Origin of the sequence: Blautia sp. TM10-2, from assembly GCF_003480845.1 — a bacterium.
Classification (GTDB): domain Bacteria; phylum Bacillota; class Clostridia; order Lachnospirales; family Lachnospiraceae; genus Fusicatenibacter; species Fusicatenibacter saccharivorans.
The window spans coordinates 103,311-116,666 of sequence record NZ_QUJZ01000006.1 but is presented as its reverse complement, the minus strand read 5'-3'; the positions used below and the strand labels follow the sequence as shown (position 1 = coordinate 116,666).

17 protein-coding genes are annotated in these 13,356 nt (G+C 52.9%); all 17 read right to left on the bottom strand.

The window, feature by feature from the left end:
• Nucleotides 1-73: 73 nt before the first annotated feature.
• The gene (gene modA, locus DXD92_RS07650; RefSeq protein ID WP_118640357.1) at nt 74-1,021 is read right to left on the bottom strand and encodes a molybdate ABC transporter substrate-binding protein; all 948 of its coding nucleotides are present in this window, start codon (nt 1,019-1,021) and stop codon (nt 74-76) included.
• A 26-nt stretch (nt 1,022-1,047) separates the two neighbouring features.
• Nucleotides 1,048-2,070, bottom strand: coding sequence for an XdhC family protein (locus tag DXD92_RS07645; RefSeq protein ID WP_118640356.1), 1,023 nt, complete (start codon nt 2,068-2,070; stop codon nt 1,048-1,050).
• Between the two features lie 29 nt (nt 2,071-2,099).
• Nucleotides 2,100-2,537: an MOSC domain-containing protein gene (locus DXD92_RS07640; RefSeq protein ID WP_022462461.1), complete on the bottom strand. Its 438-nt coding sequence runs from the start codon at nt 2,535-2,537 to the stop codon at nt 2,100-2,102.
• Between the two features lie 37 nt (nt 2,538-2,574).
• On the bottom strand, nt 2,575-3,546 hold the full coding sequence (moaA, locus tag DXD92_RS07635; RefSeq protein WP_118640355.1) for a GTP 3',8-cyclase MoaA: 972 nt from the start codon (nt 3,544-3,546) through the stop codon (nt 2,575-2,577).
• 3 nt (nt 3,547-3,549) lie between these two features.
• Nucleotides 3,550-4,575 carry a molybdopterin-binding protein gene (locus tag DXD92_RS07630; protein ID WP_117802062.1) on the bottom strand — a complete coding sequence of 342 codons (1,026 nt, stop codon included), beginning with the start codon at nt 4,573-4,575 and terminating at the stop codon, nt 3,550-3,552.
• A gap of 29 nt (nt 4,576-4,604) precedes the next feature.
• Nucleotides 4,605-5,450: a selenium-dependent molybdenum cofactor biosynthesis protein YqeB gene (yqeB, locus tag DXD92_RS07625; RefSeq protein ID WP_022462464.1), complete on the bottom strand. Its 846-nt coding sequence runs from the start codon at nt 5,448-5,450 to the stop codon at nt 4,605-4,607.
• Between the two features lie 151 nt (nt 5,451-5,601).
• Nucleotides 5,602-5,973 (bottom strand): winged helix-turn-helix domain-containing protein, encoded by a 372-nt coding sequence (locus DXD92_RS07620; protein ID WP_022462465.1) that lies wholly within the window; start codon nt 5,971-5,973, stop codon nt 5,602-5,604.
• A 15-nt stretch (nt 5,974-5,988) separates the two neighbouring features.
• Nucleotides 5,989-6,225, bottom strand: a complete 237-nt coding sequence (locus tag DXD92_RS07615; protein ID WP_022462466.1) for a DUF3343 domain-containing protein — start codon at nt 6,223-6,225, stop codon at nt 5,989-5,991.
• A gap of 57 nt (nt 6,226-6,282) precedes the next feature.
• A complete protein-coding gene (locus tag DXD92_RS07610; protein WP_118640354.1) occupies nt 6,283-7,431 on the bottom strand; it encodes an aminotransferase class V-fold PLP-dependent enzyme in 1,149 nt (382 codons plus the stop codon).
• Entirely contained in the window at nt 7,428-8,042 is a 615-nt protein-coding gene (gene yedF / locus DXD92_RS07605) for a sulfurtransferase-like selenium metabolism protein YedF (protein ID WP_082424685.1), read from the bottom strand. The genes DXD92_RS07610 and yedF overlap by 4 nt, the downstream gene beginning before the upstream one ends.
• 26 nt (nt 8,043-8,068) lie before the next feature.
• Complete coding sequence (gene selD / locus DXD92_RS07600) at nt 8,069-9,112, bottom strand: selenide, water dikinase SelD (RefSeq protein ID WP_055220516.1); 1,044 nt, start codon at nt 9,110-9,112, stop codon at nt 8,069-8,071.
• Nucleotides 9,113-9,133: 21 nt separating this feature from the next.
• Nucleotides 9,134-9,649, bottom strand: coding sequence for a MogA/MoaB family molybdenum cofactor biosynthesis protein (locus DXD92_RS07595; RefSeq protein WP_117804729.1), 516 nt, complete (start codon nt 9,647-9,649; stop codon nt 9,134-9,136).
• Nucleotides 9,650-9,652: 3 nt separating this feature from the next.
• Nucleotides 9,653-10,141 (bottom strand): cyclic pyranopterin monophosphate synthase MoaC, encoded by a 489-nt coding sequence (moaC, locus tag DXD92_RS07590; RefSeq protein WP_022462471.1) that lies wholly within the window; start codon nt 10,139-10,141, stop codon nt 9,653-9,655.
• A gap of 25 nt (nt 10,142-10,166) precedes the next feature.
• On the bottom strand, nt 10,167-10,952 hold the full coding sequence (gene yqeC, locus DXD92_RS07585; protein WP_118640353.1) for a selenium cofactor biosynthesis protein YqeC: 786 nt from the start codon (nt 10,950-10,952) through the stop codon (nt 10,167-10,169).
• A gap of 190 nt (nt 10,953-11,142) precedes the next feature.
• Nucleotides 11,143-11,877: an immunoglobulin-like domain-containing protein gene (locus DXD92_RS07580; protein WP_118640352.1), complete on the bottom strand. Its 735-nt coding sequence runs from the start codon at nt 11,875-11,877 to the stop codon at nt 11,143-11,145.
• A 5-nt stretch (nt 11,878-11,882) separates the two neighbouring features.
• Entirely contained in the window at nt 11,883-12,584 is a 702-nt protein-coding gene (locus DXD92_RS07575; protein ID WP_055227943.1) for a polysaccharide biosynthesis tyrosine autokinase, read from the bottom strand.
• A gap of 15 nt (nt 12,585-12,599) precedes the next feature.
• Nucleotides 12,600-13,343: a YveK family protein gene (locus tag DXD92_RS07570; protein WP_055228010.1), complete on the bottom strand. Its 744-nt coding sequence runs from the start codon at nt 13,341-13,343 to the stop codon at nt 12,600-12,602.
• Between the last annotated feature and the right edge of the window lie 13 nt (nt 13,344-13,356).

The window sequence follows — 13,356 nt, the reverse complement described above, 5'->3', positions numbered from 1 at the left end:
GTCCGTAAAAACGAAATCTTTCTTTTTCGGACGGTGATTCCAAATCCCTGCTGTTTTTTGTGGGATCTTCTTTTTATTCTGCCTCTGTATCAAAGTAATAATTCCGGAAGATGGCGGCTGCCTCATCGGAAGTCAGAAACTCTACAAAGTCTTTCGCTGCTGCCTGCTCGGTCTCATCTGCCTCTTTGTTGACAACCTGTGCTGCCGGGTAAATGACATTTCCGGTCAGATCGTACGGAACGACCTGCAGAACCTTCAGACGGTCCTCCAGACCGTAGGTATCGGAATAATAAACCGTACCAACCTCGTTGGATCCCTCTGCAACAGCGGAAGTAACGGCTCCTACGTTTGCACACTCATTGATTTCCACGCCGCTGAGCGCTTCGGAAACCTGCTGGGTTGTGATGGCCGATACGTCGTCTGCTTTCTCCAGAATGCCTGCATTGACCAGTGCTTCTCTTGTGTATTTTCCAACCGGAACGGAACCGTCTGCCAGTGCGATGCTGGATGCCTTGTTCAGATCCTCCAGGCCCGTAACTTCTGTATTGCTTCCCTCATAGGTTACAACGCAGACCTGATTGTTTACGATATTGTGGCGGGTTCCCTCAACCAGAAGATTCTCTTCCTCAAGCTGATCCATCTGTTTTGCTGCTGCGGAGAAGAATACGTCGCAGGATGCACCCTCTTCGATTTGTGTCATCAGAGTTCCTGAACTGTCATAGCTTCCAACCAGTTTGACATTCGGCTGGGTCTTATTGTACTCGCTGATCAGCGTCTCCATTACGGAGTTCAGGCTCTTTGCGGCAAATACGGTGACAGTGGTATCGTCAAATACTTCGCCGTCTGCTGTGCTCTTGGCGCTGGATGCGCTCTCTGCTTCCGAAGAAGCGCTGGATGCAGATGTGCTCTCTGCCTTGGAGCTGCTCTTACTGGAAGAATCTGTGGAATTGGAAAATCCGCATGCGGCAAGAGAAAGTGCCATAGCTGCCATCAGAAGAATGGATACGGTTTTCGTTTTCATGATAATTGACTCCTCATTTTGTATATTTACGTATGAAGCGCCGGATGTGCACCTTTTCGTTTTCCGGTTTTTGCTGACCGGATCTGAATGAGCTGTGCGGCAATGCTGATTGCAATCTCCGCCGGCGTCTCGCTTCCGATCTCGATTCCGATCGGGGCATAGACACTGTCGAGCTGTTCTCCGGTAAAACCCTGCGCTTCCAGTTTTTCGCGCACATACTTTGTCTTTCTGCGGCTTCCCACCACACCGATGTACGACGCGCCGGTGCGAAGCGCAAACGCCTCGGCATCCGCATCGCACCGGTGGCCGCGTGTCACAATCACGAGATAATCATTTTTCCGGATCGAAAGAATCTCGTCCAGTTTCGTAAAATCCACCAGCATGGTCTGCCCGGCATCCGGGAACAATGCTTTGTCCACATATTCCTCCCGGTCATCGAGTACGATACAGCAGAAATCCAGATGATGCAGCACCGGAACGAGTTCCTGGGCCAGATGGCCGCCGCCGAACAGATAAACCTTTCCGTCGTAGCAGAATTCCTCGGCGTAATACGTTTTCCCGTCCAGTTCCAGAATCCGGCAGTGGCCCGCTTTTTCCTGTGCCGCCGGAAGCATTTCCCACGCTTCTTTTTCCAGCACGCGGATGCCGGTTCCGTCCAGCGCAAAAAAAATCCAGTAACTGCGGTACTGCTCCTGCGCCGCAAGCGCCTGCGCCAGACTTTCTGCTTCGCCGTGCGCTCCATTCATAAAATAGAAGCACACCTTCACTCTGCCGCCGCAGACCATGCCAAGCCCCTTCCCCTCTCCGGTTCCGAGATCGTATTCTCTGTATTCACTTTTCTTCTCCTGCACCAGCTCCTGCGCATGCAGAACCGCCTGATATTCCAGGTTTCCGCCGCCGATAGTTCCGAAAATCCGTCCTTCCCGGCCGACCAGCATATAGGCGCCCGTCGTGCGCGGAATGGAGCCGCCCCCTTCGGTGATAAAGGCAAGAACCGTGTCCTGTCCCTCTTCCAGCTGTGCAAGCAGTTTCCGGTAAAGTTCGTCCATGTTTCCTCTCCTTGTGTCTGATCTCTGGTCTACTTTTCCGTCACCAGTTCGATGGTGTCACCCTTTTGAATCGTGCCGCCGCGCAGCACCACCGCGAAAACGCCCTCCCGCGGCATGATGCATTCACCCATGCGTTTGAAAATCTCGCAGTGGCTGTGGCACTCCTTTCCGATCTGCGTCATCTCAAGCAGCGCATCCCCGCAGGAAAACCGCGTGCCGACCGGCAGATTCCGGAAATCATATCCTTCCACGATCAGGTTTTCCCCGAAGGCGCCGAGCGGAATATCCGCCCCTTTTGCACGGAAGGCTTCTATTTTTTCATACGACAAAAGGCTCACCTGGCGGTGCCAGTGCCCGGCGTGTGCATCGCCCTCGATGCCCCAGTCTTCCACCAGCTTCGCCGTTTCCACCTCGTGCTTTGCCGTTCCCCGTTTTTCACTGATACAGATTCCTATGATTTTTCCCATTTCTTTTGTTTCCTCTTCTTTTCGAACCGCCGTCATTTCATCCGCCGATACCGGACATCAGGTGGTGCTCTGTCATATCCTTCGGCCGCTCAAAGCAGTGTTCCATCGGCTTTTTTAAGATTGCCTGTGCCATCACATCCCGCAGATCCGCCGCCGTTCCGTTCTGCAGAACCTCCCGCAGATCCACGCCGTTCTCATAGCAGAGACAGAGCTTTAAAAAGCCGCGGCTTGTCAGCCGTATGCGGTTGCAGCTTCCGCAGAACTTTCCGTGGATCGCGCTGATAAAGCCGACGGGCATCGACAGCTTTTCGTACCGCACATAAGCCGCAGGACCATTTCCTTCTTTTTCCCGGTCCGGCGTGCACGCTCCGTACCACTGTTCCAGCTCTGTTTTCAGCGCCTCATTCGACGGACCCACGTACGATTTTCCGGCGCCCACCGGCATCACCTCGATGAACCGCACCGGGACTTTTTCCTGCTCTGCAAATTCAATCAGTTCCTGCGCATGCAGTTCTTTTCGATGCACCGCATTCAGCTTCACTAAAAGACCCGCCTCTTTGGCCGCGCAGATGCCCTGCTTTACCTGCTCCAGAGCATCGCGTCCGGTAAGCGCCGCAAACTCTGCCGCATCCACGGTATCCAGGCTCACATTCACACTGTCACAGCCGGCCGCCTTCAGATCCCTCGCACACGATGCCAGGCGCACGCCATTCGTCGTGATCCCAACGGATGCGGTGCCCGGCACTGCTTTTATTTTCTGCACCAGCTCCACGCACTCTTTTCTTACCAGCGGTTCCCCTCCGGTAATCCGGTAATGCGTGATGCCAAGCCCAGCCGCGGCGTGCACAATCTTCAGCATCTCTTCGACGGTAAGCGGTGGATTCTGTTCCGCCTGCTCCAGTGCACAGCCCGCCGCACTCTCCGGCATACAGTACCGGCATCTCAAATTGCACGCGTCCGTGATGGAAATCCGCAGGTAATCTATCGTTCTGCCATACTGATCCTTCATCGTTTATCTGCCTTTTCCAAAACCGCAGTTCGGGAAGGTGCAGACCTTGCAGTTCAGGCAGAGACCGCCCTCGCCAAGACCGGCCAGCTCCTCCGCTGTCACCTCATCATCTGCAATGAGGCGCGGTAGGACAAGATCGAAAATCGTCCGTTTCGAATACATGACGCATCCCGGCAGGCCGACGATCGGTGTTCCGTTTTCGGCATACGCCAGAAGGAACATGGCTCCCGGCAGCACCGGCGCGCCGTAGGAAACGATGCGTGCTCCGGTATTTTTGATCGCCAGCGGCGTCTTGTCGTCCGGATCCACACTCATTCCTCCGGTGCAGAAGACAAGATCGGCACCCGCTTCCATCGCGCGGCGGCATCCGTCTGTGATCTTCGATGCATCATCATCGTAAACCTCATGAAAGATCATCTCCGCGCCGAATTCTGCCAGCTTTTCCTGGATAACCGGTGTGAAGGTGTCCTCGATCCGATGGTAATACACTTCATTTCCCGTTGTCAGAACCGCAAATTTTTTCTTGTGGAACGGCTTTAAGGTCAGGATCGGCCCGTCGGAACAGACTGCCTGTGCCGTCTCCATCTTCTCTTTTTTGATGACGAGCGGAATAATTCTCGTCCCCGCCAGTTTGTCGCCTTTTTTCACGTATGTATCACCGTGGCGCGTCGCAATCATCATCTCGCCGAGGCTGTTTACTTTTTTCAGCTTCTCGCGGTCCACTTTCAAAAGACCGTCGCAGTCCGCGATCAGTTCAATTTTTCCTTCTTTGACATCGGACGGATGCATGTGATCGTTTTTACACATATCGTAAAGAATCTGTGCCGCCTCATTTTCATGCAGCATTGTATCGTCCTTTTCCCAGATGTAAATGTTGTCCTTTCCGACACTTAAAAGCACCGGAATATCTTCTTCTGTAATGATGTGGCCTTTGCGGAATACCGCATCTTTTGTCACACCTTTGATAATCTGTGTAATATCGTGGCAGAGCACCTGGCCTACCGCGTCTTCTGTTTTCATCAGTTTCATCTGAAACGCCTCACTTTTTCTATTTGAATCTATTCCAGTTCCCCGCAGATCACTTCCAGCACGCTTCCGGCGATGCACCGCGCCTTATCGGAAATCGTGAAGCAGTTCTGCAGTTCTTCTTTCCGCGGATCGATGTCCGCAATCTTAAATCCCTTCGTCACCGGATAGCCGTCGCGGATCAGCCCGCGCAGCAGACCGGAGAGAGATGCTTCCACAGGTACCGTCCCGTTTTCTGTCTCAATCTCTGCAATCACAGCCCTGGCTTCCACAATGTCTCCGATCGAAGCCGCATTCCGCAGAATACCTTCCGCCTGTGCATGCATCACACGCTCTTTTCCGTACCCGCCGATGATGCCCGGAATGCCAGTGTTCGGAACCGCGCTTCCGCTTCGGATCACGCGTCCAAGATTATGACCGCGCTTCGTCTCAATTACAACATCCACATCTTCTCCTGCCGTAAAGCCCGGTCCGAGGGCAATCACAAGCGGCGCCATCTCTTTTGTCGTCCCGAGATTTTTCTTCGCCAGAATCGCATCGACCACGACGGCCGGGCGAAGTGCTGCAATGCTTAGTCCCGCCGGATCCACGAGCACCGGAACACCATCTTTCTTCCAGATCCGTTCCATTTCCTGTTCCAGAAGTTCTTTCCGGTTCTTTTTCTCTGCGAGATCCACGTCCATGCGCACGGCTTCCACGTCCTCTACCCTGGCACTGCCGGCATATACCGCTTCGCTCAAAGCCACCTGCCGCCGGATCGCCGCCGGGTGCTCTGCTTCCAGAACCAGCAGACGAAAGCCCGCTTTTTTCAGACGATGGATCGTACCGGTTGCAAGATCTCCTGCTCCCCGTACCACGATCAGATCTTTCTTTTTCATCTTCGCTGTCTTCCTTCTTTCGTTTCAGCAGCAGCCGTTTTCTTCCGTCTTCCGCGGCCTGCTTCGTTATTCTTGTTCGAGAATAACGCTTTTTCCATTAATAAAAATACAGGAAAGGACCCGTTTTGTCAACGTGTCCCCGTAAAAAATGTTATTTTTCTTCTGTTCCAAACCACTTCTGAAACGACGCATCGGCGCCTGCGCGGACTTCTTGTTCAAACTTCCGGTACCGCTTCAGGAATTCTTTTCCCTCCGGGGTCAGTACCGTCTGGCCGCCGTTGCTGCCGCCCCGGTTGCCCTGTACCAGCGGGATGCCGAGATCCTCCTCGGCGCGCTTTAAGATTTTCCATCCCTTCGAGTACGCCATCTGCATGCATTTGCAGCCCTTCGAAAGGGAGCCGGTTGCTTCCACATGCTCCATCAGCTCCGCCACACCGGGACCGAAGGCATGATCCGTCCGGCTGACGCGCAGCCGCATGTCGTACCGCAGCTTCTGTCGTAATGTTTCTTCTTTTTCTTCCATTTCCACCTCACACCTCTACAACAGCACACGGTACTCCGCCTCATAGGCAAGTCCCGCCGTCTGAAGTGCCGCAAGGATTTCTTTTCCCTCTTCCGGCGCTGCTTTCCAGGAAAGGCCGCAGCCCGCCGTAATTTCCCGCGGAACGGGGATCATCCTTCCCGGCAGGCCGTGCGCTCTCGCATACTGCTCCATCTGCATCGCCTGCGTTGTCCCCGCAAACGTCAGAATCCAGGTTTCTTTTCGCTGTCTCATATCGTTTCTTCCTTTTTCCAGCTTCTTTTGTATCCCAGATGCCGGCTGCCGCCTCTCTCACTGCTGCATTTCTTCTTCGGCAAACTCCCGCAGAGCCTGCGCGGCAATCCGGACTTCTTCTTCCGTCAGTACATGGGAAAAGCTGAACCTCACGGCTCCCTGCTCCCGTGTCCCGAGTGCTTCGTGCATCAGCGGCGCGCAGTGTGCCCCGCTTCGGACTGCAATACCATAGTTCTCATACAGCCAGTCGCTGACATATCCCGAATCATAGGAGCCGATGTTTAATGCCGCCGTTGGTACCCGCTGCTGCAGATCGTCTGTTCCATATAAAGTAAGTCCCGGGATTCCCTGAATTTCCTCCAGAAAGAGATGCATCAGCTCCCTCTCTCTTTTGTAAATCATTTCAATCCCCGTCTTCTCCAGATATTCCAGCGCTCCCAGAAGTCCCGCAATTCCGTGGACATTTAAAGTTCCCGCTTCCAGATGCTCCGGCATCGCCGCAGGCTGTTCTTTTTCATAGCTTCGGATTCCACTTCCGCCCATTTTGAGCGGCCGGATCGAAAGTTCGGGACGAACGTAGATTCCGCCGGTTCCCTGCGGCCCTAATAGTCCCTTGTGGCCGGAAAAACAGAGCACGTCGATCCCGCTTTTCTGTACATCAATCGGCAGAATCCCCGCTGTCTGCGCCGCATCGACGATCAGACGCAGGGAATGGCGTTCCGCAATTTCGCACACCCGCGCAAGATCCGTGATATTTCCGGTCAGGTTGGAGGCATGCGTGACGACAAACGCTTTCGTGTTTTTCCGCACTGCCGCTTCCATCTGATCATAATCGATCCTTCCAGATACATCCGCCGGAATCACGGAAAGCTCCAGTCCCTGTTTTTCCAGTGCATACAGCGGGCGCAGAACGGAATTATGCTCGCAGACTGTCGTGATCACATGATCCCCCGGCCCGAAGAGTCCGAAAATTGCCGTGTTCAGTGCCTCCGTATCGTTGCACGTAAATGCAATCCGCTCCGGACTCTCCGCGTGAAACAACTCTGCCAGCCGCATTCTCGTCTCAAAGACGATGCGGCCCGCATCCAGTGTCGCATCGTGTGCACCGCGGCCTGCATTTCCACAGCCGCGCAGTGCCTGGATCATACGCTCCTCTGCTTCTTTTGGATGCCACAGCGACGTTGCCGCCGAATCGAGGTAAATCATGGCTTAATCACGCGGTCTGCGCTGCTCATGCGCTCCACGATGTCATACATGTTGGTCACACTGCCGATCTGCAGCTTTTCGGTGATGCCGTAGAAGTTCAGGCATGTTCCACAGGTCAGAATTTCAACGCCGCGCGCTGCCAGATCTTTCAGATCCTCCAGGGACTCGGAACCCTCGCAGGTCAACTTTGCACCGCCGTTGTAGCACAGAATCGTATCCGGCAGCTCATCCTGCTGGGTCAGTGCATAAAGGAAGCTCTTCATCAGAATTTTACCCAGCTCCTCGGCTCCTTCGCCCATATGGTCTGCAGAAAGAACGACGAGTTTTGTTTTCTTTGCCGCCGGTACGAGGCATACGGTTTTCTCTTCTGTTTCAGCCGGCTCTGTTTCCGATACGGTGAACTCCACATGATACTCTTTTTCTTTCTTCTCTTTTACCAGAAAGCCATATCCTTTCTGCTGCGCCATTTTTTCCAGGTTCTGCACGGCGATTTCATTATCCACCAGAACCTCCACTTTTCCGCTTCCCGCAAGTTCTGCAATCGCATTTTTTGCCTTTACCAGCGGTACCGGGCACACATCACCCATTGCGTTTACTGTCTTTTTCTCCATCTCTGCCATTTTTCATTCTCCCTGCCTTACCATTTCCTGCTCTGTGTCACATAAATTTCGGTTCCTGCCGGCTCTGTGATTTTTCCAACGATTGCTGCCGGAATCCCCTGCTCCAGCAGTTTTCTCTGCATTTTTTCTGCATCCACGGCATCCACGGCCATCAGAAGCCCTCCCGATGTCTGCGGGTCAAACAGCACCTCCTGCATGCCGAACGGTATATCCTTAAAGGTCACATGCTGCTCCAGATGATTCCGGTTCCGCTGGCCTGCCGCAGTGATCAGAAACTCCTCCGCCGCTTCCACAGCCCCCGGGAACACCGGAATCTGATCCGCCCAGATATGGCAGGACACGCCCGACTCCATCATCTCATGCAGATGTCCTAGGAAACTAAAGCCCGTTACATCGGTACAGGCATGAATGTTATACTTCCGTGCCGTCTCCGAGGCGTACTTATTCAGCGTCATCATCGATTCCACTGCCTTTTGAAATCCCCCCGGGTTTTCCTCCCCGACGCGGTGCGCCGCACAGAGAATGCCGGTTCCGAGCGGTTTCGTCAGAATGAGCAGATCACCCACGCGGCCAGTATTGTTCTGCCAGATCCGGTCCGGATGCACGGTTCCCGTGACAGAAAGGCCGTATTTTACACTGTCATCCGCAATCGAATGACCGCCGGAGAGCGATCCGCCCGCCTCCTGCACCTTTTCCGCGCCGCCGCGCATGATTTCTCCGAGGACATTCAGATCCATCTGTTCCGGAAAGCAGACGATATTCAGGGCTGTCCGCACCTCTCCGCCCATCGCATAGATGTCGCTTAAGGCATTCGCCGCCGCAATTTTTCCAAACGTGTACGGATCCTCCACCACCGGCGGAAAGAAATCCAGCGTCTGGACCATCGCAAGGTCGTCCGTCAGCCGGTAGACGGATGCATCGTCTTTGCTGTCATAGCCCACCAGCAGATTCGGATCCTTTTCCCCTTTCGGCAGCTTCTCCAGAATATGTTCGAGCACGCCTGCCCCGAGCTTTGCCGTACAGCCGCCGCTCTTACAGAAAATAATTTTTTCTTCTTCCATCGTTACCTGTTCCCTCTTTTTTCAGCTTCTTCCGCACTCTCCGTCCGTTCCGCGCAGAAGTCCCAACGCATGCGGCAGGGTATCAAGTACAAATCCAAGACTCTCTTCCACCGCCTTCGGGCTTCCCGGCAGATTGATAATCAGCGTCCGATGACGGATTGCACTCACTGCCCGGCTCAGCATCGCCCGTTTTGTGATCGCCATGCTGCCCGCGCGGATCGCCTCCGCGATGCCAGGTGCCACACGGCCGGATACCGCCAGAGTTGCCTCCGGTGTCACATCCCGCATGGAAAATCCCGTGCCGCCTGTCGTGAGGACAAGATCGCACTGCTCCAGATCGGCAAGCCGGATCAGTTCCTCCTCGATCATCGCCCGCTCATCCGGCAGAAGACGCATCGAAACGACCTCATACTGCTCCGCCGGAAGCAGCTCTTTGATCCTTGGGCCGCTCTTATCCTCGCGCTCGCCCTGATATCCTTTGTCACTTAACGTTACAATTCCCACCCGGAAAACCGGGAAATCTTTCTTTTCTGTCATGCTTTATTTTTCCTCTTTCTGATAGATATAATGACCGCTCTTTCCGCCGTCCTTTTCCAGAATGTGGATATCACGAATCACCATGCCGCGGTCCATCGCCTTGCACATATCGTAGATCGTGAGCAGCGCTGTGGAAACGCCAGTCAGCGCCTCCATCTCCACGCCGGTCTTTCCGACACATGATGTGGTGCACACGGCCGTAATAGAATTTGTATTCTCGTCCGTGGTAAATGTCACTTCGCAGTTCGTCAGCGGCACAATGTGGCACAGCGGAATCAACTCCGCATTCTTCTTCGCCCCCATGATGCCTGCCAGCCGTGCAACGCCGAGCACATCGCCTTTTTTCGCCGTATGGTCCCGCACGGCTGCAAATACCTCCGGGCTTACCTGTATGGTTCCCGTCGCCGATGCTGCCCGGTACGTGTCAGGCTTCTCATGGACATCGACCATGACGGCGCTGCCGTCTTTCTTAAAATGGGTAAATTCCGCCATCTGTCTCCTCCGTTCTATTTCCGTTTTATTCTCCGGGTTCCCACTCTTCTTCCGCTTCACGCACGGGAAGCTCTGCTCTCCCATACCAGGGATTCGTGTTCTCACCGCTTTGTCTTCTGTTTCCTGTCGCGCACGTAACCAGAACATGCTCGATCCCCTGCCTGCGCAGCAGCTCCACAAGTTTCTCTGCGGCCGCCCGGTGTTCTTTTTCCTCATACTGGTGCAGTACCGCATAAAACGTTCTGCCTTTCAAATCCTTCTGCTGTCCCTGTTCCGATGCGATCAGCCGTGCCAGATCTTCTTCCGTGATATGGTGTTCCATCGTACAGCCAAGCAGTTCCGCCGCCCGTTCTGCCCGAAAGCAGCCCTTGCCAAGCGGCTGTCCCAGTGCCGAAAGACCTGTCACACCAATCACAAGATCTGAAGAGGAAAGCAGCGCCGGTTCATGTTCCGCCGGTGCCTTGCACGGCAGGTGCCTCGCGCCGTCCGCCTCGATCAGCGTCAGATCGGCCTTTTTGCGTGCCTCTTCAAATAGTTCCGTTTCCGGCATGGAAAGCTTTTCCGGATCCCGGCAGGCACTCCCGATAATCGCTGCGCGGCCTGTGCGAAGTTTTCTTTCGACCGCTTCCAGACTCTGGTCATGCCATTCTTTCGGCGGACGGTAAATGTGCGTCGAAGTTGTCACCAGTACCTTCTGATCGTTTTTTACGCAAAAGCCTGCCATCTCGTACAGTAGCGTCGTTTTTCCGCCGCCGCCGATGATAGAAACTACATGGTTCTTTTCCTTTAAAAATGGGAACGCCGTTCCCATTCCTACCGGCTCCAGCTTCTGTTTTTCTGTTTTCTGCCAGATTCAAAGCATCTCCTCTGCCCCCCTTCTGCCGTCTTTCTTTCTCACTCTACCATACTCATTTTGGGCTGTCAAATTTTACTCGCGCCGTAAAAACTTGAAAAAAGAACTGCCCCGATCGGGCATCCCCATCAGAGCAGTTCTTCTATTCTTACTGAACGTGTACGGTAAGCACCGCTGCATTTGATCTGTTTCCATCGCTGTCCGTCACATGATACGTCAGCGTGTAATCTCCCGGCACTGCAGTATCCACATCGCCGTCGATCTCAATTTGGTTAAAGAGTGACTCCTGGCTGTCTGCATCATCGGTCATCTCTTTGATATAGCTGGTTTTGTCCAGATTGTTTCCGGCTTCCACTGTTACTTCATACGTATTCAGGTACAGTTTTGGGCTTTCCGCCGGCAGTGCTTCGATTTCCATCTGCGCATCTGTCTCATTTTTTGTGCCCTCTGTGTCATTCTTCTGCGGCTCCTCTGCTGCCGGTGCAGACTCATCTGCCGCCCCACTGTTATCCGTTTCCTGCGTAGCCTCATTTTCCGCCGGGGTATCTTCCGCTGCAGCTTTATAATTCACGCGGCGTGTTGCTTTTGATACATTATTGTGACTGTCCTTTGCCGCATAGACAACCGATGCACTGGTATGGTCATCGTTCGGGAAAATGTTTTCAATCACCAGCGAATCTGTCACATCTCCGTCTTTCTCATCCGTTGCAGTAACACCTTCCAGCAAAGGCGCTGTATCACTGCCTTCCGCATACGTTACATCCCCATCAGCTGGAAGCTCGATTTCCGGGCCTTTTCGGTCGTCCGTCACTACGACAGCTGCTGTACCGGCTCCTAGCGCCACGCACAGGACAATCAAACCTGCAACAATCCCTTTTTTCATGGCAGTTAATCGTCCTCCTCCTGGCCGTAATCTCCATATTTGTACTGACCGTATTTTCCGTATTTCCCATACGCCTGTTTCTGCATATCCACCTTGTTCAGGACAACGCCAAGCAGCGGGCAGTTACTTCTCTCGAGCTGGCTCTTTACTTCCTGTGCAAAACGATAGCTGATCACACCGGACTCAATGACCATGATTGAACCATCACAGATTTCTGCAACGATTGCACTGTCGATAACGCTTCCAAGCGGAGGAGTATCCACAATCACATAATCGTAAACTTTACGAAGTGCATTTAAAAGACTTCGGAAGTTCTTTCCCCCCAGAAGCTCTGCCGGATTCGGCGGAAACGGGCCGGAATAAATCATGTAAAAGTTCTTTACATTGGTAGAACAGATGACATCCTCCAGAGTTGCCTGACCGGACAGGAAGTGTGCCAGTCCGCGAACAGATTTCTGTGTTTTCGTTCTTCCAAGAAGAACCGATTTCCGAAGATCGGCATCGATCAAAATCACTCTTTTTCCGCTCTCTGCAAGAGAAATGCCGAGCTGCATAGAAACACTGCTCTTTCCCTCATTTGGTGTACAGCTTGTAACCGCGATTACTTTCTTATCTTCTCCGCAGAACTGAAGGTTGGTCCGAAGAGATTTGTAGGCTTCCACAATCTGATAGCCTGATTTTTCCTGTTTTACTACTACCTGATTCACGTTCCGTATCCTCCCTTATTTCTTTCTTCCACGGCCGTTTTTGTTTTTCTTCTTGCTCTTTTTCTGTCCTTCTGCAAGAGGAATTATGCCGAGTGTACTGACACCCAGATAACGTTCTACATCTTCGGAGGTCTGGATGGTGTCATTTGTCAGATAAACAATAATGATGATGACAATCGCGATAAATGCACCTGCTATTGCACCGATCAGCCCGTTTTTCTTAATACTTGGGCTTACCGGCTCATCTGGAATATTCGCCTCATCTACCACATTTACAGCTTCTGTGTTCATAACGTTCTGAATATGATCTGATGCTGCTACACGGATTGCATCCGCCATCTGGCTTGCTACATACGGATCTTCGTCTTTTACTGTAATCGAAAGGATACGCGTATCGTTCTGTGTAGTAACAGTAATTTTGTTCAAAAACTCCTCATAGGTAAGATCCAGATTTAACTGTGCAATAACGGTTTCAACAACCTGACGGCTCTGAATCAGCTCCGCATAGTCTTTGGTTAAAAGAGAACTTGCCTGCAGATCTCCACTTGTTACAGTACTGCTGCTGTCCTGTTTTGACAGTACATACATTTTTGTCGTCGATTCATACTGCGGCTTCATAAATACTTTGCTGACCAGTACCATCAGAAGGCCAAGTGCCAATGCAGCTAAAATCACATAGCCAATTTTGCTCCAGAGCACACGAAGCAGTTCCAGTAAATCGATTTCAATTTCATCCTGATTCTGTTGATTCGTTTCCATCTTCTTCTCCTGA